This is a genomic window from Arthrobacter sp. RAF14, from assembly GCF_052114185.1.
Taxonomy (GTDB): domain Bacteria; phylum Actinomycetota; class Actinomycetes; order Actinomycetales; family Micrococcaceae; genus Arthrobacter_E.
Genome location: NZ_JBFREG010000003.1, coordinates 20,222 through 43,362, shown reverse-complemented (window position 1 = coordinate 43,362; position 23,141 = coordinate 20,222). Strand labels below are relative to the sequence as shown.

Here is a 23,141-nt window from a genome sequence, read left to right as displayed (position 1 = left end):
GGGCAACCCCGTGCCGCCGGATCGTATTCCGGGGGTGACGCCGTGCGTCACCGAACCGCGGATCGCCAAACTGTCAGTCCGCTTTGATAGCTTGGAAGCGTGAAGATCGCCACCTGGAACGTCAATTCCCTCCGTGCCCGCGCAGACCGGGTGGAAGCCTGGCTGGAGCGCAGTGACTGCGATGTCCTGGCCATCCAGGAGACCAAGTGCAAGGACGAGAACTTCCCCTGGGAGCTCTTCGAGCGCATGGACTATGAGGTGGCGCATTTCGGCTTCAGCCAGTGGAACGGCGTAGCCATCGCCTCCCGGGTGGGCCTGGAGGACGTGGAGCGCACCTTCCCCGGCCAGCCGACGTTCGGCAAGGGCGGCGTGAACCCGGAGCAGGAGGCCCGCGCCATCGGCGCCACGTGCGGCGGCGTGCGCGTCTGGAGCCTCTATGTGCCCAACGGCCGCGCGCTGGAGGACGAGCACATGCCGTACAAGCTCGAGTGGCTGGACACCCTGAAGGTCAACGCGGAATCCTGGCTGGACGCCGACCCGGCCGCCCAGATCGCGCTCATGGGCGACTGGAACATCGCGCCCCAGGATGATGACGTCTGGAACATCGACTACTTCATCGAGGAAGGCCTCACGCACGTCTCCGCCCCGGAGCGCGCCGCCTTCCACGCCTTCGAGGAGGCCTCCTTCTCGGATGTGGTCCGCCCCCTGAACCCGGGCCCGGGCGTCTACACCTACTGGGATTACAAGCAGCTCCGTTTCCCCAAGAAGGAGGGCATGCGCATCGACTTCGTCATGGCGTCCCCGGCCCTCGCCTCCCGCGTGACCGGCGCCGTGATCGACCGTGAGGAGCGCAAGGGCAAGGGAGCCAGCGACCACGCCCCCGTGATCGTCGAACTCGCGGACTGAGCGATGCCCAGCGCGCGGCCGGGAAGCCGATGACCTTCTACGACTCCCCCATGGGGTTCCCTTACATCTCCGCCCTGCGCGTCTACCAGCCGCTCGACGCCTTCGGCGCCCCGCAACGGCGTGCCATCGTCGCGCAGTACGGCGATCTGACCGAGCGCGCCATCCTCAGTGCCTCGGAGCTACGGCAGATGCGCGACGACGTCGAGCGCCGCGAGCTGCGGAGCACCTTTCACCGGCTCCTGCGTAAGCCCAACGACCCGTACCCGGGCAGCCGCGCCGAGCTTTCGCGCGCCCTCGCCGATCCCAGCGAGCGGGGTGTTCTGCTGTACTGCCCGAACCAGACGGTGCTCCGTTCCGCACTGGCCGCGGAGGAGCTGACGGACGGGTCGAGCTCGGAAAGTCTGGAGCGGATCGTCCCGGTGGACGCTACCGAGCGGCATCAGGAACGGCTCAAGACTTTGGTGGACTCCGGTCTGATCGACTCGGATCTGCTGTTCACCCGCACCGCCACTTGGGGCGTTCCGTTCGCGTGGTTCATCTTCTTCCACGAGGCGGACCGCCAGGAGATGCTCAACAACCGGGACGGCAGCATCGCCACCCTGCGCCTCTACACCCCGGTGGCGGAGGCGATCTCGCGTTCCCGCACCCTCGTGGCCGCGCTCTCTCTCGGCGCCCCGGAGCTGGATTTCCTGGACGAGATGACCCGGGTGGTCGCGTGGCTGGAGCGTTTCCACACCAGCAGTGTCCTGGAACTGGACTACGGCGCCCTGGCGGACCGGGTCTATCCGGATGAGTCCCCCAGCGATGTCCGCATGGGCATCGAGTGCCTCGCGGAGGGCGATATGACGGGCGCGGCCGCCGCGTATCAGCGTCTCATCACGCGATGGGTGCCGCTGCGGCACCTCGGCCGCGCCAGCTGAACCAGACCCGCGCCGACAAAAGAGCTACGACAGCGGCGCGGTGGACGTCCGGCTCTTCAGCTCGAAGTCCGCGTGCACATCGTGGACGGATCCCGCCTTGCCGGCCAGCTCGTCGAGCAGCATGCGCGTCCCGAGCCGTGCCTGAGCCACCGGGTCCTGGGCCACGGTGCTCAGCCCCATGACCGGTGAGAACTCATGGTCGTCGATCCCGATCACCGAAAGATCCTCCGGCACTCGCAGTCCACGGCGCTGCGCCTGCAGGATGACGCCCATGGCCATCTCATCGGAGGCGCACATGAGGGCCGTGGGCTTGGGGCCGGGCCGGCCCCAGAGTTCGTCGAAGGCCTCCGCCCCGCTGGCCAGGGTGAAGTTCCCCCGCACCTCCCACTCCGGGCGATCGACCGCGCCGAACCGGGCCATCTCCTCATGGAATCCGTTCACCCGGAGTTCCGGGACCTGGAAGTTGAGGTCCTCGTCATCGTCCTGACCGTGCAGGACACCGATGTCCCGGTGGCCGAGGTCCAGCAGGTGGCGGGTGGCCAAAGCGGCCGCCTCGACGTCGTTGATGCCGATGCTCGGGCAGCCCTCCACCGGACCCCCGACGGCCACCAGGGGGATGTCCAGACGGCGGAGCTCGGTAATCTCATCCATGGACAGCGCCATGCAGAGCACCAGAAGGGCGTCGATGTGTTTGGCCACCATCGTCTTGCTGAAGGTCCGCTGCCGTTCGCCGGACCGGCTGTCCAGACTGAACAGGGAGAGGTTGTAGCCCTGCTCGTGGAGTTCGCGCTCCACGCCCTCCAGCGCCTTGTAGAAGAACCAGCGGTCCACGTACGGCGCCAGCACCCCGATGGTCCGGGTGCGGCCGGTCGCCAGTCCGGATGCCGCGGAGGAGGCGACGTACCCGAGTTCCGACGCGACGTTCAGGATGCGCTGGCGGGTCTGTTCGGACACGCGGGGAAGGCCCCTGACGGCCCGGGAGACGGTCGCTGTCGAGACACCGGCCGCAGTGGCCACGTCCTCGATGCTCACGCCATGATGCCCACCACGGGCGGCACGCGCAGCCATGCAGTCACACTCCTCAGGTACCCCGAATCATGAATTGAACCACGCGTGCCATGTCACGTCACAGTCGATGACGCCTCACGGTCAGTTGCGACGGCCCATGGCCCGGGAGGGCAGGCGCTTGCGGAGCCTGATCAGGCCCCAGATCGCGAGAACGGCCGCGAGCAGGCCCAGCGCCCAGCCGAGCGCCGGCTGCCCGGTGAGCTCCATCCAGACCGTGGTGCCGAACAGCACCACCGCCCAGAAACCGAGCATGCCCAGGACGATGTCCAGGTCTTCGGCGCTCCTCAGGAGGCGACGGCTGGGCTTGCGCTCCGGCTCCTCCTTGACCGGGCCCTCCCAGCCGCCCACGGCACGCCCGCGGGCGACGACGGCGCGGCGGCCGTCGTCGTCCGCGGAGGGCTGCTGCTTGTTGCTCACTTGACCGCGCCTGCGGTCAGACCGGCCACAATCTTGCGCTGGAACACCAGCACCAGGATGACCAGCGGAATGGTGACGACCGTGCCGGCTGCCATGACGGCCGTGTACGGCTCCTGGTGCGGCTGGGAGCCCGCGAAGGAGGCGATGGCCACGGTCACGGTCTTGGTGGCGTCCACCGAGAGCTGGCTGGCGATCAGGAACTCGTTCCAGGCCCCGATGAAGGTCAGGATCGCGGTGGTGAACGTGGCGGGCGCGGCCAGCGGAAGGATGACCTTCCGGAAGGCCTGGCCCTGCGTGCAGCCGTCGATCCGGGCGGCTTCTTCCAGCTCCCACGGCATCTCGCGGAAGAACGAGGTCAGCGTGTAGACCGCCAGCGGGAGGGAGAAGGAGATGCTCGGGATGATCAGCGCCTGGTAGGTGCCCATCCAGCCGATCCCGGTGAAGAACTGGAAGAGCGGCGTGATCAGGGCGACGGCCGGGAACATCGAGGCGCCGAGGATGAATCCGAGCACCAGTTCCTTGAACCGGAACTTCAGCCGGGCCAGGGCGTAGGCCGCGAACACGCCGACCACCAGGGAGATCACGGTGGTGGTGCCCGCGACGATCAGGCTGTTCAGGAGGTTCTGGGCGAAGTGATTGCCCAGGCTCTCGTCGAACACGGTCCGGAAGTTGTCGAAGGTGACGTGGGTGAAGAACGGCGTCGGGTCGAAGGTGAATCCCACGTCGCGGAAGGCGGTGACGATCATCCAGTAGAAGGGCGCCAGGCACCAGACGAGGATGACAGCGGCCTGGATGTACGTCCGGGCAGGGGCCCAGCTGAAGGCACGACGGCGCGTGGTGGCGGAGGCGGTGCTGACTGCGTTGCTCATGTCACTTCTTCTTCGGTGCGGCGGACTCCACGGCGTTGGCGCCGAGGAAGCGGACAAAGATGAATGCCACCAGGAAGATCACCAGGAAGGTGATGGTGGACAGCGCCGAGGCTCCGTTGAGCCCCTGTCTGACCTGCTGCACCACCAGGATGGAGAGCGTGGTGGTGTTGTTGGCGCCGCCGGTCATGATGGCGGGCAGGTCGTACATGCGCAGCACGTCGAGGGTGCGGAACAGGATGGCGACCATCAGGGCGGGCTTCACGAGCGGGAGCGTGATCTGGGTGAAACGCTGCCAGGCGCTGGCGCCGTCCACCTTGGCCGCCTCGTACACCTCGTCCGGGATGAGCTGGAGGCCGGCCAGGATCAGCAGCGCCATGAACGGCGTCGTCTTCCAGACATCGGAGATGATGATGGCCCAGCGGGCGGGCCCTTCGGAACCGGTCCACAGGATCTGGGTGCCGAACAGCTGGTTGATGATGCCGTCGAAGGCGAACATGAAGAAGAAGAGCTTGGCCGTGACGGCGGTGGGGATGGCCCACGGCACCAGAACGGCGGCACGGATGACGCTGCGGCCCTTGAACGCGCGGGCCATGATGATCGCCATCCAGAATCCGAGGATGGTCTCCAGGATCACCGTGATGACGGTGAAGAAGAAGGTGGTGCCCATGGCGTTCCAGAACTGGGAGCCGAGGGTGCCGGGAGGGCAGGTCTGGCCGTTGCACTGCTGCAGGAGCCAGTGGACGTAGTTGTCGGCGCCGGCGAAGCCGCCCTGGACGAAGAAGCCGGTGGCCGGGTCGAGGCCGGCGTCCTTCTGGAAGGACATGATGACGGCGTTGATGATCGGGTAGACGATCACCACGGCCAACAGGATCAAGGTGGGTGTGAGCAGCGTGTAGGCCCAGCGGCCCTGCGTCACTTCGCGCCGGTCGGCGCTTTCCGCGCCGGCCAGGCCGGGTCCGCCTTTGGACCCTTTCCCCGCGCCGCCGCCGGTGGTGGTGCCCCGCGTCTGCGAGGGGGCATCTGTGGACATGGTGACTCCTCTGTGGTGTTCCCCTGGTCGATGGCCCCGCACGGGGGCGATGGTCGGGGCCCGCCCGTGAGCGGGCCCCGACCTGGTCGGCTACTTGGCTGCGCCGGCCGCTTCGATGGCGGCCTGCATGTCGCTGAGTGCCTGATCGACGGTCTTCTCACCCTTCAGGGCGGCATAGGAGTTGTCCTGAACCGCCTTGGTGACTGCGGGGTAGAAGGGGGTGACCGGACGCGGAACCGCGTTCTGGATCGAGGTCAGCAGCGTCGGCATGTACGGGAGCTTGGCCACGATGGCCGGGTCCTTGTACAGCTCGGAGCTCACCGGGGCCAGGGAGCCCTGGGTGGCGAAGAACTTCTGCTGCTCGTCCTGGATCAGGAACGTGGCGAAGTCATGCGCGGTGGCCTTGTTCTTGGAGTACACGCTGATGGCCGCGCTGTGGCCGCCCAGCGAGGAGGCGCCGGGGCCGTCCTTGCCCGGGAGCGGTGCGACGCCGAAGGTGTCCTTCACCTTGGAGGCACCATCGCTCTTGGCGAGGTTGTAGACGTACGGCCAGTTGCGCAGGAAGAGGAGCTTGCCGTCTTCGAATGCCTGGCGGCCCTGCTCCTCCTGGTAGGTGATGCCTTCCTTGGGGATGTTGCCGTTCTTGTAGGCGTCCACGAGCTTGGAGAGACCGGCCTTGGCCTCCGGCGAGTTCACGGTGGCCTTGCCCTGGTCATCGACGATCTTGCCGCCGAAGGTGTTGATGGCCTCGGCCGCGTTGACCGTCAGGCCTTCGTACTTCTGGTACTGGCCCGCGTAGCAGCTCATGTTGTGCTGCTTGGCGATCGAGCACATGGACATCATCTCGTCCCACGTCTTCGGCGGCGTGGGAACCAGGTCCTTGCGGTAGTACAGGAGACCGCCGTCCGAGGAGTTCGGCACGGCGTAGAGGGTGCCGTTGTAGGTGGCCGCCTTGACCGTGGCGGGCAGCAGCTTGGCGGTGTCCACCGCCATCTTGTCCTTGAGCGGCTGGAGCCAGCCCTTGGCAGCGAATTCCGCGGACCAGACGACGTCCACGGTCACGACGTCGTAGTTGGCGTCGTTGGCCTGGAAGTGCTGGACCAGATCGTCGTGCTGCTGGTCAGCGTTGTCGGTCTGTTCCTTGAGCGTGACCTTCTGGTCCGGGTGAGCGGAGTTCCAGCGATCGATCGTGGGACGCCAGACGTTCGAGTTGTCCTTGCCGGTCACGAAGGTGATGGGGCCGCGTCCGTCGAGGCCCTGTGATGCGGCGTCGCTGCCGCCTCCTCCGTTGCCAGACCCACTCCCGCCGCCACAGGCGGTGAGGGTTACAGCCAGAACAGCGACCGCTGCGGCCGGCACAAGGAATTTACGTGGTTTCATTGCAGATGACTCCTCAGTGAGCGAAGCACGTCTTCCCAGTCGGGTTGATGTTGCGTAGCTCACATTAGTAAGCTTCCATCGTCCGATGCAAGCGTTTACATAGAATCGTTAGGAAGGTTCTCCCGTGCCGCAGACCGCACCCGAATCCCACGAGGCACATCCCCGCACCTGGTGGTCCGATGCAGTGGTATACCAGGTGTACCCGCGCTCGTTCGCCGACGGGAACGGCGACGGCATGGGCGACATCCCCGGCATCACCCGGCAGCTCCCCTACCTCGCGAAGCTGGGCGTCGACGCCGTCTGGCTGAGCCCCTTCTACACGTCGCCTCAGGCGGATGCGGGCTACGACGTGGCCGACTACCGCGTGGTCGATCCACTGTTCGGGAGCAACGAAGACTTCGACGGAATGCTGGAAAAGGCCCATGAGCTGGGCCTGAAAGTGATCGTGGACCTGGTGCCCAACCACACCTCGGACGAGCACGTCTGGTTCCAGGAAGCACTCGCAGCCGCTCCGGGCTCCCCCGAACGGGCCCGCTACATGTTCCGCCCGGGGAAGGGCGAACACGGCGAGATCGAGCCCAATAACTGGAATTCCATTTTCGGCGGCCCGGCCTGGACCCGGACCACGAACGCCGACGGAACCCCCGGCGAGTGGTACCTCCACCTCTTCGACACCAAGCAGCCGGATCTCAATTGGGATAACGACGAGGTCCGTGAGGAGATGCGGTCCGTCCTCCGCTTCTGGCTCGACAAGGGCGTGGACGGCTTCCGCGTGGACGTCGCCCACGGCATGATCAAGGCCAAGGGCCTCCCTGACTGGGAAGGGGCCGCCGCCATGGTGGAAGGCAACATCACCGAGGGTGAGGCCACCCAGGAGAAGCCCACCGGCAGCGGGCAGGACCTGTCCAAAGCACCCTTCTTCGACCAGGACGGCGTCCATGAGATCTACCGTGACTGGCACCAGCTCCTCGCCGGCTACCCGGGCGACCGGATGCTCGTGGCCGAGGCCTGGGTGGAGCCCGCCGAACGGCTGGCCCGCTATGTGCGCCCCGATGAGATGCAGCAGGCCTTCAACTTCGACTTCCTGCTGGCCGGCTGGGACGCCGAACGCCTCGCCACCTCCATCGACGCCTCGATCGAAGCCGTGGCCGCCGTCGGCGCCCCGGTCACCTGGGTGCTGAGCAACCACGACACCGTGCGGCACCCCAGCCGCTTCGGCCTGAGCGACCCCACCACCTTCCCCAAGGGCATCGCCGCCGAAGATGAACAGCCCGACGCCGCGCTGGGCCTCGCGCGGGCCCGCGCCGCCACGCTGGTGGAACTCGCCCTGCCGGGCTCCGCGTACCTGTACCAGGGCGAGGAGCTGGGTCTGCCGGAGCACACCACCCTGCCCGCCGAGGCCCGCCAGGACCCGTCGTTCTTCCGCACCCATGGCGAGGAGCGCGGCCGTGACGGCTGCCGTGTCCCGCTCCCCTGGACCGCGGACGCCCCCGGATACGGATTCAGCCTGGACGGCCCGAAGAACGATGCGAAGCCGTGGCTGCCCCAGCCCGAATCGTTCGCCGAGCACGCGGCGGATGTGCAGGACGGCGTCGACGGCTCGACCCTGGAGCTCTACCGCGCGGCGCTGGCCTTCCGCCGGGAACACGGCCTCGGCCGCGGATCCCATCTCTGGTCCGCCCTCCACGACCCCTCCCACGGCGTCGTGGCGTTCCTGAACAATGGCGTGCTGATCCTGACCAACATGGGCGATGCCCCTGTCGCGCTGCCGGCAGGGTTCTCGCCGGCCCTCGCCAGCGGCCCCGTGGAGGACAAGGTGCCGTCCGACACCACGGTCTACCTGGTTCCCAGCAGGAACTGACCACAGGCCGTCTGACCCGAGCCGCCTCGGGGCGCATGACGAAGGGCGGGTGCCGGAGTGATCCGGCACCCGCCCTTCGCGGTGTTCTGGGTTACTTGTCGCCCTTGAAGAATCCGGCGATCTTGGCGCCGAGACCCTTGGCGTTCTCCACCGCGTCGCCCGCGAACTCCTTGACGTTCTCGGCGGCCTCCCCGGCGAACTCCTTCACGTTCTCGGCGGCGTCGCCCGCGAACTCCTTCACGTTCTCGGCGGCGTCGCCCGCGAACTCCTTCACGTTGCCGACGGCGTCCTCCGTGAAGTTCTTGACGTTCTCCACAGCGCCGTCCACGAATTCGTGGGTGCCCTCGGGTGCGTTCTGGGCCGCATTCTCAGCCGCGTTCTTCACGGCTTCGCCTGCATTGTCGGCGGCGTTGTTGACTTCCTCGGCGCCCGGAATGTTCTCACTCATGATGACTCCTGCGTGGTCGGTGGCGGCGCAAGCGCCGGTCGGCTGCTTGCCCGGTGTCAGGCTGACTCCACCTTCAAGCTAGACGGGACGCCGTTCAGGGGCAAGACCAATCCGGCCTGGGACGCGGTCACAGCAGGTCACGCGTCTTCCGGGGACACACGGCAGGCCGTTGCACCCGCTCAGCGCACGCGTTCCTCGCGGGTGAAGAGCGCCCTGGTGCCGGCGCCCAGATGGAGGAGCACCGGAGTGTGCTGGCCGACGACGACGTCCAACCCCTGCAGGAGCACGCCCACCTCGCGCACAAGCTTCTGCGGTGACGCGCCCTTCCGCGGATACAGCCGCACCCGGAGCCCGGTGACGCCCCGGTACTGGTACGTCCCCACGGACAGACCCAGCAGATCGCTCCGCCCGGCGAGCGCCGCGCGGAGCATCTGCTCCGCGACGTTGCCGCTGATGGTGACGTCGCCCGGTGTCAGCGAATCGTCGGCCCGGTCCACCAGAAGGCTCACCCGCCCCTGGCCCTGGCCGGAGATCCAGCGGACCGTGAGCACGACGATCACCAGCAGCACGGCCACCGCCACCAGGTAGATCCAGCTGCTGGCCAGAAGCGGCGTCGATTCGTAGCTGCGGTGGAACCATGCGACCCAGGTGGTCGCCACCTGGTGCCAGGCCTGTGCCACGGCGGGCACGGCCGAGACCACCATCAGGAAGACGCCGCCTGCCACCAGCAGCAGTCCCACCAGTCCGGTGAGAACACGATTGAGCCTTCTCGGCGTGCCGTTCATGCGCCCACCACTCCCGTGCTCGCGATGTTGACCGTGACACCGGGCCGCGGCTCCAGACCCATGTTTCCGAGCTCATCCGTGACGGCCCGTTCCACCGCGTCCGGGGTCACCCGCAGACCCGAGGTGGGGCGGACGTTCACCACCACCTGAGACTGGGCCACGGTGACCATGACCTGCGCGGAGGAGACATTGGCTGCCAGCCGGGCCCTGCGTGCCAGGGTGGAGGCGACCACCTCGTCGTCGACCACCACGGCCATCGCTGGATGAGGCATGCTGTGCCGGGCCCTGCGGCCCGGGAACACGGCCCCGAGCAGGAAGAACAGACCCACCATGGCGAGGACGGCCCCGCCGAGCGCCAGGACGGGCGCCGGACCGCCGCCGGGCAGTGTGGCGATCCAGTCGAGGGCACGGTCCGGGTCGATCAGCCAGCCGGGCAGGCGGAAGAACGCCAGAACGGACTCGAGCATGAGGTAGACGCACAGCAGGATGACCAGGATCCCGGCCAGCAGGGCCGTGAACGACCGGGACGGGGTCAGCTCACGGCGGGTGACCTCGTCGAGGAAACGGCGCTCGTCGTCGACGGACAGCGGTTCAACGGACACGCCCACTCACCTGACCCTTCCCACGGTGCGGTGCACCACGCCGGAGATCCGGATGTCCACGCGGCTCAGTTCTGAGCCGCTCAATTGCATGATGCGCGCCCGGATGGCCGCCTTGGCGTTGACGGCGCGGTCCCAGATGCTCCCTCCGACGAGCACCGAGGCGTCACGGACCACGTCACTCAGCGCCGGGATGCTCACGGGGCTGACCACGCTCAGGGCGAGGAGGCCGTCGTCGTCGCGCCATTCGACGCGCACATCCTGCGCCGGCACGTCCAGGGCTTCGGCGCAGGCCGCTTTCGCCAGGCTGGTGAGGGCCTGCGTGCTGAATCGGTTGTGACCGGCCAGGACACGCTGCTGCGGTGCGGGGGTCCCTGCCGGTGCCACGGCGGCGTCGGTCATGAGGAGGAGCGCCGTCCCGTCAGGGCGTCCAGGACACGGCGGAGGTCGATCCGGCCTTCGGCCGCGCGCCCCAGGATGGCGCCGACGGCCATGAAGATGATGGAGACCAGGAAGCCCCACCAGCCGAACTGGAAGGACATGAAGGCCAGGAAGGCTCCGATGGCGATACCGCTCAGGGTGTGGTTCATGGGACTCGCTTTCCTTCGACGACGGCGTCCGGCCCGGTCCCCTGCGGAAGCTCCTGTGGGGTCTGGCCGGCTGCGCCACGGGCGGCGCGGCTCTCCTGCTTGGTTCCGGGCAGCTGGACGTCGTTGATCTCGATGTTGACTTCGATCACGTCCATGCCCACGAGGTCCTCCACCGCCTGGTAGACGGCGGCCCGGACGGCGTTGGCGATGTCATGGAAGCGGTACCCGAATTCGGCCACCAGGGTGATGTCCACCGCCACCTGGGTCTCCCCCACCTCGGCACGCACACCGGCCACATGATCCGGGTTGCCCACCGCGTCGCGGATGGCGCCCAGCGCACGGGGTGTGCTTCCGGTCCCGAGGGCGTGGACACCCGCGACGGCGCGCGCGGCGAGGCCTGCGACCTTGGCCACCGCTGAATCTGAGATCACGGTCCGACCGCCTGCTGTCTGCTGCTCGAATTCAGTGTCCACTGCGCTCCCTTTCGCTTGTCCCCCAGCCTAGTACGCGAGGGGTCCCCGGTGGCGAGCCCGCAGCGTTGGAGCGGCCGCCGGAGCCATATTCCCGGCACGGTGTGACGAGGCTCCCAGGATTTTTTCAGGACCGTGGAAAAACCCCGGAATCATGGGGTTCTTCGTCCGGTCATTTCCCATCACAGGAGGTGTCTTGAGGCCCCTCGATTCCATCAAATTGCGTCAACGGGACTAAACTTGAACGTCATCGCGGGGCTCGGCCCCGCACAGAAGTGCAAGTCGCAAGCAAATGACCTCCCTCAAGGAGAAGCCCAAATGCCCACAGACCCAGACTCACAGAAGACCGTGACGGCCCCTGGTGACCGAATCAACGAGGACGCTCACGGCGCCCGTCCGGCCTTCGCCGGCGGCTCCGAAAACGTCGTCCCCGCTGCCGCACCGAGGCGCCCTGGGGGGCCCGCCCGCAAGTTCCGCCTTCCCAGCTACCGGCTGAAGGTCTCCGACGTCAACGTCGTGAACAAGCCCATGCTCAAGAAGGCGATCGGCGGCACGATCGTCGGCAACACCATGGAATGGTACGACGTCGGCGTGTTCGGCTATCTCGTGACGGTCATGGGTCCGGTCTTCCTTCCGGACGCCGACCCCGCCATCCGTACCCTCTTCATGCTCGGCACCTTCGCGGTCACCTTCATCGCCCGTCCGCTGGGCGGCATCGTCTGCGGCTGGCTCGGTGACAAGGTGGGCCGCCAGCGCGTGCTCGCGGCGACGCTCACCATGATGGCCGCCAGCACCTTCGCCATCGGCCTGCTGCCCGGTTACGCGCAGATCGGCGGCTGGGCCGCGGCTCTGCTCGTCACGCTGAAGCTGGTGCAGGGCTTCTCCACCGGCGGTGAGTACGCCGGCGCCACCACCTTCGTCTCGGAATACGCCCCGGACAAGAAGCGCGGCTTCTTCGCCAGCTTCCTGGACATGGGCTCCTACCTGGGCTTCGCCGTCGGCGCCGCCCTCGTCTCGGTCCTCCAGCTCACCCTGAGCCCGGCCGACATGGAGGCCTGGGGCTGGCGTATCCCGTTCCTGCTCGCCGGCCCGCTGGGCCTGGTCGCCATCTACTTCCGGAGCAAGATCGAGGAGTCCCCGCAGTTCCAGGCCACCCTGGATGCTCAGGAGGCCAAGGTCAACAGCGCCACGGAGAAGGATCCGACCACCAACACCGGTCCCATCACGCTGGTGAAGACGTACTGGCGCCAGATCATCCTCGCGATGATCCTCGCCGCCGCGGCCAACACCGTCGGCTACGCCCTGACGTCCTACATGCCGACCTACCTCACAGATTCGAAGGGTTACGACCCCGTCCACGGCACCCTGCTGACCATCCCGGTCCTGGTGATCATGGCGGCGTGTATCCCGCTGACCGGCCGCCTGTCCGACCGGGTGGGCCGCCGCCCGGTCCTGTGGGTCGGCGCCGGCAGCACCATCGTGCTGTCGATCCCGGCGTTCCTGCTGATCGGCGTCGGCGAGGTCTGGTCCACCCTGCTGGGCCTGGCGCTGGTCGCGTTCCCCGTGACCTTCTACGTGGCGAACCTGGCGTCCGCACTCCCGGCCCTGTTCCCGACGTCGAGCCGTTACGGCGGCATGGGCATCGCCTACAACTTCTCCATGGCGATCTTCGGCGGCACCACGCCGTTCATCGTGGCCTCGCTCATCCAGGCCACGGGCAACGACATGATGCCCGCGTACTACCTCATGGCCACCTCGGTGATCGGCGGCATCGCGATCTACTTCCTGCCGGAATCGGCACGGCGGCCCCTGCCCGGCTCCATGCCGAGCGTGGCCACCGAGGAAGAGGCCCGCGAGCTCGTGGCCACCCAGGAGGACAACCCGCTGCTGGACCTGGACACCCTCCCCTTCGAGGACCGCCCGCTGGCCGGCGCCGGAAAGTAACGCACCGTACCGTCGACTGCTCCGCACGATGCCTGAAACGCCGCGAAAGGGCGTGAAACGGCATCGTCCGGAGCAGTCGATGGTGCTTTAAGGGCTGGAGGGTGTTTTCAGGGCTGGTCCAGCGGCTTCCGTGCCGGCCCCCGGGTGAATCGCGCGGGCAGGAACCGCGTCCCCGCCACCAGCACCTTGTACCGCAGGCTCGGGATGGACACCGCCTTGCCCCGGACGTTGTCGGCGAGACCGACCCGGACCACGCGGCGGGCGTCCAGCCACATCCACCGGGGCATCGCGCCCTTGTCGATGCCCATGCGCTGGTGGAACTCCGTGTGCGTGAAACCGGGACAGAGGGCCGTGACCTTCACGCCGGACGGCCCGTAATTCACGTTCGCCCAGCGGCTGAAACTCAGCTCCCAGGCCTTTGCCGCGCCGTAGGTGCCACGGGTGGCGAAGGCCGCCACGCTGGCCACGTTGATGATCCGGCCGGCGCCGCGCGCCAGCATCCCCGGCAGCGCGGCATGGCACAGTTCCAGCGTGGTCTGCACGTGGAGCCGCAGATGGCGCAACTCGTCCTCCACCGGGTTCTGCTCGAACGGCCGCGGCAGACCGATGCCCGCGTTGTTCACCAGCACGTCCACCGGGCGGGAGGCATCCTGCAGACGCGCGACGACGGCGGCCACCCCAGCGTCGTCGGTCAGGTCCGCGGGCAGCACCTCCACCGTGACCCCGTAGTCCCGCTCGAGGCGGGCGGCCGCGGCCGAGAGGCGCCCGGCGTCGCGCGCCACGAGGACGAGGTGATGGCCCTCCTCGGCGAGCTGGCGCGCGAATTCCGCGCCCAGCCCTGAGGAGGCCCCGGTGATCAAGGCCGTGTAAGCATCCGCTCGTGCCGTCATGAACCCAGGGTAGCCCCGGGCGGTTCCCGGCCCGCGGAGGGACGGGAACCGCGCCCGCTCACCGGTCCCGGAACGCCGCCAGCGGGTTCTTCAGCATCCCGGCCTTCTGCAGCCCGCCGGACGGATCGTCCAGATCCAGCATGTGCTGGTTGTTCCGCAGCTGGAGCCGGTTCAGGCAGGAGAGTTCGAACTCCGGCACGAACAGGTCGTGCCGGGTGAACTGCTTCGCCAGTTCCGGATGCCGTTCCTGGTACTCGTGGAGAGCCTCGGCTGCCGTCCTCCAGAACGCGTCCTCCTCCAGCACCCCGTCCTCCGCGAGCGTTGCGGCCAGGAAACGGAAGATGCAGTCGAAGACATCGGTGAAGATCGCGGCGGCCTTGTCCTCCTCGGGAATGGGCGCCTTGATCCGGGCCACCTCTTCCGGGACCTCGACACGGTCACCCATCAGGACGATCTCCTCGGCGATGTCCTTCATGATGGCCCGGACGGGCACGCCGTCCTCCAGCACCAGGATCACATTTTCCCCGTGCGGCATGAAGGCCAGTTCATACGCGAAGAGGCAATGCGCCAGCGGCACCAGATAGGCGTCGAAGTACCGGCGCAGCCACGCCTCCGGCTCCAGGCGCGAACGCTCGATGAGTTCCGAGACGAAGGGCCGGCCCTGCTGATCGGCGTGCAGGAGCGACGCCATGGTCGCCAGCTGCTGCCCGTCTTCCAGCAGGTGCAGCGGGCTCTCCCGCCAGAGCGCCGAGAGCATCTTCCGGTAGGGGGAGCCCTTGGCGGACGCGGCCTCGTAATAGTGGTTGTGGTAGCCGAGCGCGGCCTTCTCCTTGATGAGCGCCAGGCCGTGCCGCTGCAATTCGGCGTCCTGGCGGATCAGGTCCTCCAGCCAGTCGTTGATGGCCGGCGTGGCCTTCATGTACTGCGGTGAGAGGCCCCGCATGAAGCCCATGTTCACCACGGACATGGCCGTCTTGACGTAGCTCTTCCCGGGCGCGGACACATTGAAGAACGTCCGGATGGACTGCTGCGCCTGATACGAGTCGGTGCCCGTGCCCAGAAGAACGATCCTCCGCTGCGCGATCTCCGCCGCGAACGTCACCGTGATCTTGTGCTCCCACTGCCACGGATGCACCGGCATGAAGAAGTAGTCCTCCGGGTCCAGGCCCGCGGCGGACAGCTCCGCGTCGAAGAACGCCATGGCGTCATAGCCGAGCTCATCCGTCAGATGACGCCGGTATTCCAGTCCCTCCTCCGAGCTGAACACGGCGCGGCTGCGGTGCACGGCGATCCACTGCAGACGCACCGGGGCTCCGGTCTCCGGGGCGAACGCGTGGTAGTCGGAGATCCCGAAGCCGAGCCGGCCGTTGTTGGCCACGAAGCATGGATGCCCCTCGGTCATGCCCCGCTCGATCGCCTGGAAATCCGCCGCCACGTCGGCGCCGCCCGTGACACCGCGCGCCAGGGACTGGGAGCTGACGCCGCGGCCCTGCTTGTAGGCGTGCCCGGACAGCGTGCTGCTGATCTCCTCGAGGTACACGGGCAGCTGTTCCAGCCGGATCGTCAGGCTGGTCTGGAACTCGGTGATGAATTCGAGCGCATCCAGCGGGAGTTCCTGACCCTGCCCCGCCCGGTGGCGGCTGATGGTCTCTCCGGGGATGCTCCAGTGGTCCAGCCCGCGGAGCGTCGCCTCGAAGCGGTACTCCACGCCGCCGTCGTCGCTCAGGACGCGGTAGGCGCCCCGTCCTCCGGCACCGTCACCCGTGCGTTCGGGAGCGAGGAGCCGCTCGTGGGAGAACTCGGCGAGCGCCTTGCGGATCAGGTGCCGGTTGGCCACCTCCCAGCGGCCGGGTTCCAGATGGGCCACACCGCCGGCTTCCTGGCCCGGAGCGGCGGGCTCGCGGAGGCCGTGCTGGGCGCGTGCTTCATGAGCGCGGCTTTCCTGATCGAGAGCGGTGGAGGTCATGCGGAGGCTCCTTCGGTGGCGGTGGTGGCGAGCGGGGTGAGGGTGGCGAGGAAGTCGTCCCGGGCGCAGAAGCTCAGCAGGGCCTCCTTGGCGCTCTCGGCGGGATCCACCGGCGGCAGCGTCACCACGGAATGCGCGTGGAACCCCACCCGCTCGTTGAGCACGTGGATCTTGTGGTTGCGGACATCGGGTTCGACGACGACGCGTTCGGCGCCCGTGTGCTCGAACAGCCAGGCCATGACGGACTGCATGACGCCGAGCGTGAAGCCGGGGATGGCGCCGGACGACGGCGGGGCCACCAGCAGGTGCATGCCGACGTCTCCCGGCTGGACCTGGTAGACCGCGTTGAGGGGCGATTCCGCCGGGCGGTACCGCTCCACCAGGAATTCGGGGACTCCGTCCTTCAGGCCGAGGAAGGCCTCGTGGTGTCCGGTGGCCGCCAGGTTCTCATATTCCTCCCGGACGTCCTGCACGGAGGCTGCGAGCATGCCCCAGAACCGGGCGTAAGGCTGCGTGACCCAGCCGTGCAGCAGCTCGGCGTCGGCGGCGGGGTCGACGGGGCGGAAGGTGTGGTTCATGCCGTCACCGCCAGGGACTCCGGGGCCTCCGCGTGCGCCGGCGCCGGTACACCGAACTGCTGGAAGGCGATGCTGCGCTCCACCGGGTACACCTCGGTTCCGAGGACCTCGCGCAGGATGCAGGAGTTCCGGTAGGCGGCCATCCCCAGGTCCGGGGTGACGAAGCCGTGGGTGTGCAGCTCGGCGTTCTGGACGAAGATCTCCCCCGGTTCGACGCCGACGCCGTAGTGCCGGTCGACATCGAAGCGGCCACGCTCATCGCGCTTGATGCGGTCCGCGATCCCGGCCAGGAAGGCGGGTTCCTGGTAGGAGTAGCCGGTGGCGAAAACGACCGCCTCGGAGTCGAGGGTGAACTCCCCGCCCTGTTCGGCATGCCGGAACGTCAGCGTGTGGGTGCCGGCGCCGTCGTCCCAGGAAGCCTCCAGCAGCTCGGAGTGGGTGAAGAGCCGGGTGTCCACCATCCCGTGGAGGCTCTTGGCGTACAGCAGGTCGTAGATCTCGTTGATGAGTTCCGAGTCGATGCCCTTGTACAGGTTCTTCTGGTTCGCGATCAGGTGGTCGCGCTGCTCGGCGGGCAGGCCGTGGAAGTAGTCGACGTACTCGGGGGACGTCATCTCCAGGGTCAGCTTGGTGTATTCGAGCGGGAAGAAGCGGCCGCTGCGGGTCACCCAGTTGAGCTGGTAATCATGGACGTCGATGTCCTGCAGAAGGTCCAGATACACCTCCGCGGCGCTCTGACCGCTCCCGACGACGGTGATGCTCCGCCGCGCCTGCAGCTCCTCCTTCCGCTGGAGGTACCCGGCGTTGTGCAACGCGGGACCGCCGGCGTCCAGGACGCTCCGGGCGGCTTCGGGGACGCCGGGGGTGGTGCCGGTGCCCAGCACGAGCCGCCGCGTCCTGACCTGTTCCGTGCCGCGGGGGCCCTGGACCGTGAGGGTGTAGACGCCGTCGTCGTAGCTCGCATTCAGCACCTCCGTGCTGAAACGGATGGAATCCAGCTGCCCGGCCACCCACTGGCAGTACTGGTTGAACTCGGCGCGCAGCGGGTAGAAGTTCTCCCGGATGTAGAAGCGGTAGAGGCGACCGGTCTGCTTGAGGAAGTTCAGGAAGGAGTATGAGGAGGTGGGGTCCGCCAGCGTGACCAGATCGGCCATGAAGGGCACCTGGAGGTGGGCCGGTTCGAGCATCATGCCGGGGTGCCAGTCGAAGCTCTCGCGGCGTTCCAGGAAGAGGTGGTCCAGGCCGTCGAGCGGCTCGCTCAGGGCGGCGAGGCCCAGGTTGAAGGGGCCGAGGCCGATGCCCACCAGATCGTGGATACGGCCATCTGCGGTGTGTTCCGGGGTGTTGTCGGTGGTAGTCATGCGGAGGGGTCCTTCCGGTCCGTGTCGAGGGAGCCGAGCATCTCGGCGCCGGTGCGGCGCAGGAGCTCGATGATGTCCTGGATGTCGCTGAGGTGGGCTTCGGCGTTCAGAAGCGTGAACTTGAGGTGATGACGGCCGTGGACCGTGGTTCCGGCCACCACCGCCTCGCCGGACGCGAACACGGCGGAGCGGATGGCCGGATTGAGACGGTCCGCGACATCCTCGTCCAAGAGGGCGCCTTCCCGCACCGGGCGGTAACGGAACACCAGCGTGCTGAGCTGGGGGTCGGCCGCGAGTTCGAAGTCCGGGTCCTCGGCCAGGAGAGTCCCCACACGGGCGGCGAGATCGATGGCCTCGTCGAAGAGAGCGCCGACGGCGTCGGCGCCCATGGTCCGGAGGGTGAGCCACAGCTTGAGGGCGTCGAAGCGGCGCGTGGTCTGGATGCTCTTGTCCACCTGGTTGGGGATCTGCGCCCTGGCCGCGCTCTCGGGGTTGAGGTAGTCCGCGTAGTAGGTCACGTGGCGGAGCATGGCGCGGTCCCGGACCAGGACGGCGCTGGAGCTGACCGGCTGGAAGAAGGTCTTGTGGAAGTCCACGGTCACGGAGTCCGCGAGGTGGATGCCGTTCAGGAGACCCCCGTGGCGCGGGGACACGAGCAGTCCCCCACCGTAGGCGGCGTCTACATGCATCCAGGCCTCGTAAGCCTGAGCCAGGGCGGACACCTCGTGGAGCGGGTCCACCGCGCCGAAGTCGGTGGTTCCTGCCGTCGCCACCACGGCCATCGGGATCAGCCCGGCCTCCTGCGACTCGGCCAGGGCGGCCGCGAGCGCCGCCGGATCCATCCGGTGGTCCGCCGTGGTGGGCACCGGGATGACGGCGTCGAAGCCGAGGCCCAGCATGGCGGCGGACTTCTGGATGCTGAAGTGGCTGTCCGCCGAGGTGAAGATCCGCAGCCGGTCCAGGAGCAGCGGAAGGCGCAGCTCACGGTGCTCCGGGGACTCCGCGCGGAGGCGTGCGACGGCATGGTTGCGGGCCATGAGGAGCGCCTGGAAGTTGGACTGGCTGCCGCCGGAGGTGAACACGCCGTCCGCGTCGGGCCCGAGCCCGATCCGCTCCGCGGTCCAGTCGATGAGACGCCGTTCGATCAGGGTGGCTCCGGCGCTCTGGTCCCAGGTGTCCAGGGAGGAGTTCACGGCCGACAGGATGGCCTCGCCCACGAGCGCCGGGATCACGACGGGGCAGTTGAGGTGCGCGGCGTACCGGGAGTCGTGGAAGTAGACGGCGTCCTTGAGGTAGAGCTCGTCGAGTTCTTCGAGCGCCGCGGTCAGGTCCGGGAGCGGCTGATCGAGTTCGACGTCGACCACCTGGCGCTGCAGCCCGGCGGGCGTGACACCGGTGAACGGTCGTGAGGTGCGCTGGATCTTGGTGGCCACGGCGTTGACGCCCTGGAGGACCTGCGCCACGTAATTCGGGGAGTTCCTGGCGTTGAGGAGCTGGTTGCTGGCCGCCAGCGCGAGTTCGACGCCGGAACCGAAGTCCTGGCCTGGGGAGAGTTCGACACGGGACGATGTCACAGGACACTACTTTCCGTCGGGGATCGGGGATGCCCAACGACAGGGAGCAACGTTAGGCAAGCCAAGCCTTACTTAGGCTCGCCTTTACGTCAAATTAGCGTGCCGTAATTCACGCAGTATATGTCAGGGCGTGACCTCTCCGCACCAAGGGGTTCCCGGGATGGAACAAGGGCGGCCATCGGTCACGGATCAGGCCGTCGGGGCTGAGAGAGAAACGCCTCAGCGTGACCGCACGGGCCGCCGGGGGATCCAGCAGCGCACCGTCTCCCGGTAGCGCCGGTACGGCTCGCCGAACCGGGCCGCCAGGTCGCGCTCCTCCAGCGGCCGGATGCCGTAATTCCAGAGCACCGCACCACCCACGGCGTAGACCACCACGAGCCAGGACCCGAGGATCAGTCCCACGCACGCCGCCTGCGTCACGCCCGCGACCGCCATGGGATTGCGGACCCAGCGATAGGGTCCCGCGATCACCAGATGGTTCGGCATCGCCGCCGGCAGCGGGGTGCCCCGCCCCCGTCCCGACATGACGGCCGCCGAGCAGATCCCCAGCACGCTGGCCAGGGCGAAGATCACCCAGCCGACGACGCCGGCGGCCTCCGGCAGAGCGAGACCCACCTTCCAGCGCTCCTCCAGAGCACGGATGACGAGCGGGATGATCCCCAGGAAGAGACCCCAGAAGAACACGAGCTGAGCGAAGGTCCTGGCGACGTGACCGGCCGGCCGGCGCCGCGCGTCGGCCGCCCGGAAAGCCAGCGGGCCTCGAGTGAACCATTCAGTGGGGATCCGCCCCAGGACCACGAGGCTCAGCGCCAGCAGGGATGCGATCGCAGCCGCACCCATGATGACCACACCCCACCCCGCCTCGGTGGTCAGGGTGGCGTACACCGCCATCAGGATCGTCACCAGAAGTGTCCACCCCGTGTTCACCCGGGCCGCCGCTCGCGAACCTGCCGCCGCCAGCCCGGCCGCGGCCACGAAGAGGGGCAGGTCGAAGGACGCCACCAGGACCGGGTCCAGCGAGCCCAGCGTGATCCGGCGGACCAGCGGTGACGACGGGACGGCGACCCACCAGAGCAGACCTGCCGCGGACTGCACGGCGAAGTAGGCCCGGCCCCACCGGACGGCGAGCGGCACGGGTGCGGTCATCAACGGTCCCCCACGGCTGTTTGGATTTCTTGCGGTCAGGACGACTTTAGCCGCGGCAGGCGGCGCCGCGTGGACGCGGAGCGGGTGCATGCGGGCGGGTGCACCCCGGAAGGTTCTTAAACAGAAAAACCGCCCCGGAAGGCGGTTCGTGAAGCAGTCTCAGGGAAACCGCCGTTAAATTGAAGAAGCCCTCGCCATGTAGAAGCTAGGCGAGGGTTTCAGTGGCTCCGACCGGCGTCGATCCGGTGACCTTTCGATTTTCAGTCGAACGCTCTACCAACTGAGCTACAGAGCCTCGGTGACTTGTCACCATGATCGCCGGATAACTCCAGCCATCAAAGCGACCCTGACGGGACTTGAACCCGCGACCTCCGCCGTGACAGGGCGGCGCGCTAACCAACTGCGCTACAGGGCCTTGGTGGTATTTCTACCGTTGTTTTCACCGGAATCGCTCCCGGCTCACAAGATTTCATCTTAGCAGATCTTTCGATCTGCTTTCAAATCGCATCTCATGCGTACCCCCAACGGGATTCGAACCCGTGCCGCCGCCGTGAAAGGGCGGTGTCCTAGGCCGCTAGACGATGGGGGCCTTGACACACCTGCTTGGTTCCCGGCGTTGCCGTATTCCTCGCGAAGTGGACCAGTAAAACTTTAGAGCATGCTCCGGGAATTTCCAAAATGCGGTCCAGAGCAGCGGGAGGGACCGGGCGGCTACCGTGGAGTGCATGGACAGAAGCCCCGCCCCGGACCCCGCCCAAGGACTCCCCCGTGGCCTGCCCCTCCGCATCTGGCCGCCGGGGCCGCGGTGCACCCTCCGCGGCGAACCCGGGTTCGGCCACCTGGAGCACACCGAGGCCGCCACCCTGAGCCTCGACGAGTTCCAGTCCCTCGCGCTCCAGGCGCTGGAGGACCTGCCACCCGAGATCTCCCGCCACATGGACAACGTCATGCTCTTCATCGAGGACGACGGCGTCGATCCCGACACCGGAGAGCCCCTGCTCGGCCTGTACGAGGGCACGCCGCTGACGGAACGGGACGACGCCTGGGCCTCGGGCTCCCTCCCCGACCGCATCACGCTCTACCGCCGCCCCATCCTCGACATCTGCGCCAGCCGCGCCGAGGTCCTCTACGAGATCCAGGTGACGGTCATCCACGAGATCGCCCACCACTTCGGCGTGGACGACGCCCGGCTCCACGAGCTCGGCTGGGGCTGATCCCGCCACCGTGCGCCACGCTCCGGAAAAGGAGCAGAGGACCTCCCCACCCGCGTCCACCGGACGCCGGATCGGGCCTCCCGGAACGGCCCCTCCGGAACCCGCCGGACACCCCCGAAATCCGCGCCAGCACTGCGAATGAGTCGCATTCCGGACATGCTTTCCGTGGCGTCCGAAGCTAGCCTGGAAAGCATGGGCCACAACCACGATCACACTCAGGGCATGACGGGCACCGGCAAGCACCGGAAGCGCTTGATCATCGTCCTCTGCATCACGCTCAGCGTCGTCGTCATCCAGGTGGCGGGCGCGGCCCTCTCCGGTTCGCTCGCTCTGCTGGCCGACGCCGGCCACATGCTCTCGGACGCCGCCGGGGTGTTCATCGCCCTCCTGGCCTCCTGGATCGCCACTCGCCCCGCCACCGATCAGCGCACTTACGGCTACCAGCGCGCCGAGATCCTGGCCGCACTGGCCAATGCGCTGATCCTGATCGTGATCGCCGTGATCATCGCCCTCGAAGCCGTGCGCCGCTTCGGGGAGACCCCGGACATCCGCACGGACACCATGCTGATCGCCGCCATCATCGGCGCAGTGGCGAACGGCGTCTCACTCCTGATCCTTCAGGGCGGGCAGCAGGAGAGCCTGAATCTCCGCGGCGCCTACCTGGAGGTCCTGGGCGATCTGCTCGGCTCCCTGGCCGTCATCGCGGCGGCGCTCGTCATCATGTTCACAGGATTCACCGCGGCGGACCCCATCGCGTCCCTGCTGATCGCGGCCATGATCCTGCCGCGGGCCTGGAGCCTCCTGAAAGACGTCGTGGACGTCCTCCTGGAAGCCACGCCCAAGGGGGTGGACGTCGGCATGATCCGTGAGCACATCCTGGCCGTGGACGGCGTGCAGTCCGTGCATGACATCCACATCTGGACCATCACCTCCGGCGTTCCGGTGTTCTCGGCCCATGTGGTGGTGGACGACCTGGCTCTCAGCCCGGAATCCGCGGACCGGATCCTGGACCGCATGCAGCGCTGCCTCGGCTCGCATTTCGACACCGAGCACTGCACCTTCCAGCTGGAACCGGCGTCCCACCAGGCCCACGAGGCTCACCAGCACGCCTGAGGCGTTCCAGGC

General features: G+C 67.7%; 23 protein-coding genes and 3 tRNA genes. 6 read left to right on the top strand and 20 right to left on the bottom strand.

Going from position 1 to position 23,141, the window contains the following annotated elements:
• Positions 1-99 precede the first annotated feature (99 nt).
• Together AB4Y75_RS10485 and AB4Y75_RS10480 are read left to right on the top strand one after the other, a co-directional pair.
• On the top strand, positions 100-906 hold the full coding sequence (locus AB4Y75_RS10485) for an exodeoxyribonuclease III (protein ID WP_441435825.1): 807 nt from the start codon (positions 100-102) through the stop codon (positions 904-906).
• 50 nt (positions 907-956) lie between these two features.
• A complete protein-coding gene (locus AB4Y75_RS10480) occupies positions 957-1,826 on the top strand; it encodes a hypothetical protein (RefSeq protein WP_441435824.1) in 870 nt (289 codons plus the stop codon).
• A 24-nt stretch (positions 1,827-1,850) separates the two neighbouring features.
• On the opposite strand, the gene AB4Y75_RS10475 is transcribed toward AB4Y75_RS10480, so the two are convergent.
• The 5 genes from AB4Y75_RS10475 to AB4Y75_RS10455 form a co-directional block, all read right to left on the bottom strand.
• The gene (locus tag AB4Y75_RS10475; protein WP_441435823.1) at positions 1,851-2,894 is read right to left on the bottom strand and encodes a LacI family DNA-binding transcriptional regulator; all 1,044 of its coding nucleotides are present in this window, start codon (positions 2,892-2,894) and stop codon (positions 1,851-1,853) included.
• 81 nt (positions 2,895-2,975) lie between these two features.
• On the bottom strand, positions 2,976-3,311 hold the full coding sequence (locus AB4Y75_RS10470) for a hypothetical protein (RefSeq protein ID WP_441435822.1): 336 nt from the start codon (positions 3,309-3,311) through the stop codon (positions 2,976-2,978).
• Positions 3,308-4,180, bottom strand: coding sequence for a carbohydrate ABC transporter permease (locus AB4Y75_RS10465; protein ID WP_441435821.1), 873 nt, complete (start codon positions 4,178-4,180; stop codon positions 3,308-3,310). Before AB4Y75_RS10465 ends, AB4Y75_RS10470 begins: the two co-directional genes overlap by 4 nt.
• 1 nt (position 4,181) lies before the next feature.
• A complete protein-coding gene (locus tag AB4Y75_RS10460; protein ID WP_441435820.1) occupies positions 4,182-5,210 on the bottom strand; it encodes a carbohydrate ABC transporter permease in 1,029 nt (342 codons plus the stop codon).
• A gap of 90 nt (positions 5,211-5,300) precedes the next feature.
• Positions 5,301-6,590 (bottom strand): ABC transporter substrate-binding protein, encoded by a 1,290-nt coding sequence (locus tag AB4Y75_RS10455; RefSeq protein ID WP_441435819.1) that lies wholly within the window; start codon positions 6,588-6,590, stop codon positions 5,301-5,303.
• A 235-nt stretch (positions 6,591-6,825) separates the two neighbouring features.
• Here AB4Y75_RS10455 and AB4Y75_RS10450 point away from each other — a divergent pair, with 235 nt between their 5' ends.
• On the top strand, positions 6,826-8,451 hold the full coding sequence (locus tag AB4Y75_RS10450) for a glycoside hydrolase family 13 protein (protein WP_441436027.1): 1,626 nt from the start codon (positions 6,826-6,828) through the stop codon (positions 8,449-8,451).
• Between the two features lie 91 nt (positions 8,452-8,542).
• Here AB4Y75_RS10450 and AB4Y75_RS10445 read toward each other — a convergent pair whose 3' ends face one another.
• From AB4Y75_RS10445 to AB4Y75_RS10420, 6 genes are all read right to left on the bottom strand, one after another.
• The gene (locus AB4Y75_RS10445) at positions 8,543-8,899 is read right to left on the bottom strand and encodes a hypothetical protein (RefSeq protein WP_441435818.1); all 357 of its coding nucleotides are present in this window, start codon (positions 8,897-8,899) and stop codon (positions 8,543-8,545) included.
• Positions 8,900-9,078: 179 nt separating this feature from the next.
• Positions 9,079-9,684, bottom strand: a complete 606-nt coding sequence (locus tag AB4Y75_RS10440) for a hypothetical protein (RefSeq protein WP_441435817.1) — start codon at positions 9,682-9,684, stop codon at positions 9,079-9,081.
• Positions 9,681-10,286, bottom strand: a complete 606-nt coding sequence (locus AB4Y75_RS10435) for a DUF6286 domain-containing protein (RefSeq protein ID WP_441435816.1) — start codon at positions 10,284-10,286, stop codon at positions 9,681-9,683. The genes AB4Y75_RS10440 and AB4Y75_RS10435 overlap by 4 nt, the downstream gene beginning before the upstream one ends.
• 6 nt (positions 10,287-10,292) lie before the next feature.
• Complete coding sequence (locus AB4Y75_RS10430) at positions 10,293-10,685, bottom strand: hypothetical protein (RefSeq protein WP_441435815.1); 393 nt, start codon at positions 10,683-10,685, stop codon at positions 10,293-10,295.
• The gene (locus AB4Y75_RS10425; RefSeq protein WP_441435814.1) at positions 10,682-10,873 is read right to left on the bottom strand and encodes a hypothetical protein; all 192 of its coding nucleotides are present in this window, start codon (positions 10,871-10,873) and stop codon (positions 10,682-10,684) included. The genes AB4Y75_RS10430 and AB4Y75_RS10425 overlap by 4 nt, the downstream gene beginning before the upstream one ends.
• Complete coding sequence (locus tag AB4Y75_RS10420; protein WP_441435813.1) at positions 10,870-11,346, bottom strand: Asp23/Gls24 family envelope stress response protein; 477 nt, start codon at positions 11,344-11,346, stop codon at positions 10,870-10,872. Before AB4Y75_RS10420 ends, AB4Y75_RS10425 begins: the two co-directional genes overlap by 4 nt.
• 315 nt (positions 11,347-11,661) lie before the next feature.
• On the opposite strand from AB4Y75_RS10420, the gene AB4Y75_RS10415 reads away from it, so the two are divergent.
• Entirely contained in the window at positions 11,662-13,287 is a 1,626-nt protein-coding gene (locus AB4Y75_RS10415; protein ID WP_441435812.1) for an MFS transporter, read from the top strand.
• Between the two features lie 107 nt (positions 13,288-13,394).
• Here AB4Y75_RS10415 and AB4Y75_RS10410 read toward each other — a convergent pair whose 3' ends face one another.
• The 9 genes from AB4Y75_RS10410 to AB4Y75_RS10370 form a co-directional block, all read right to left on the bottom strand.
• Positions 13,395-14,177: an SDR family NAD(P)-dependent oxidoreductase gene (locus AB4Y75_RS10410; protein ID WP_441435811.1), complete on the bottom strand. Its 783-nt coding sequence runs from the start codon at positions 14,175-14,177 to the stop codon at positions 13,395-13,397.
• Between the two features lie 58 nt (positions 14,178-14,235).
• Positions 14,236-16,143 (bottom strand): IucA/IucC family protein, encoded by a 1,908-nt coding sequence (locus AB4Y75_RS10405; RefSeq protein ID WP_441435810.1) that lies wholly within the window; start codon positions 16,141-16,143, stop codon positions 14,236-14,238.
• A complete protein-coding gene (locus AB4Y75_RS10400) occupies positions 16,140-16,721 on the bottom strand; it encodes a GNAT family N-acetyltransferase (protein ID WP_441435809.1) in 582 nt (193 codons plus the stop codon). The genes AB4Y75_RS10405 and AB4Y75_RS10400 overlap by 4 nt, the downstream gene beginning before the upstream one ends.
• Positions 16,718-18,082: a lysine N(6)-hydroxylase/L-ornithine N(5)-oxygenase family protein gene (locus tag AB4Y75_RS10395; RefSeq protein WP_441435808.1), complete on the bottom strand. Its 1,365-nt coding sequence runs from the start codon at positions 18,080-18,082 to the stop codon at positions 16,718-16,720. The genes AB4Y75_RS10400 and AB4Y75_RS10395 overlap by 4 nt, the downstream gene beginning before the upstream one ends.
• A complete protein-coding gene (locus AB4Y75_RS10390) occupies positions 18,079-19,656 on the bottom strand; it encodes a pyridoxal phosphate-dependent decarboxylase family protein (RefSeq protein ID WP_441435807.1) in 1,578 nt (525 codons plus the stop codon). The genes AB4Y75_RS10395 and AB4Y75_RS10390 overlap by 4 nt, the downstream gene beginning before the upstream one ends.
• Before the next feature lie 219 nt (positions 19,657-19,875).
• A complete protein-coding gene (locus AB4Y75_RS10385; RefSeq protein WP_441435806.1) occupies positions 19,876-20,802 on the bottom strand; it encodes a methyltransferase family protein in 927 nt (308 codons plus the stop codon).
• Between the two features lie 222 nt (positions 20,803-21,024).
• A tRNA-Phe gene (locus AB4Y75_RS10380) sits at positions 21,025-21,097 on the bottom strand.
• Positions 21,098-21,143: 46 nt separating this feature from the next.
• A tRNA-Asp gene (locus tag AB4Y75_RS10375) sits at positions 21,144-21,217 on the bottom strand.
• A 101-nt stretch (positions 21,218-21,318) separates the two neighbouring features.
• Positions 21,319-21,391 (bottom strand) — tRNA-Glu (locus AB4Y75_RS10370).
• A gap of 136 nt (positions 21,392-21,527) precedes the next feature.
• On the opposite strand from AB4Y75_RS10370, the gene AB4Y75_RS10365 reads away from it, so the two are divergent.
• Together AB4Y75_RS10365 and AB4Y75_RS10360 are read left to right on the top strand one after the other, a co-directional pair.
• Entirely contained in the window at positions 21,528-22,016 is a 489-nt protein-coding gene (locus tag AB4Y75_RS10365) for a metallopeptidase family protein (RefSeq protein WP_441435805.1), read from the top strand.
• Positions 22,017-22,208: 192 nt separating this feature from the next.
• Positions 22,209-23,129, top strand: coding sequence for a cation diffusion facilitator family transporter (locus AB4Y75_RS10360; protein WP_441435804.1), 921 nt, complete (start codon positions 22,209-22,211; stop codon positions 23,127-23,129).
• Positions 23,130-23,141 lie beyond the last annotated feature (12 nt).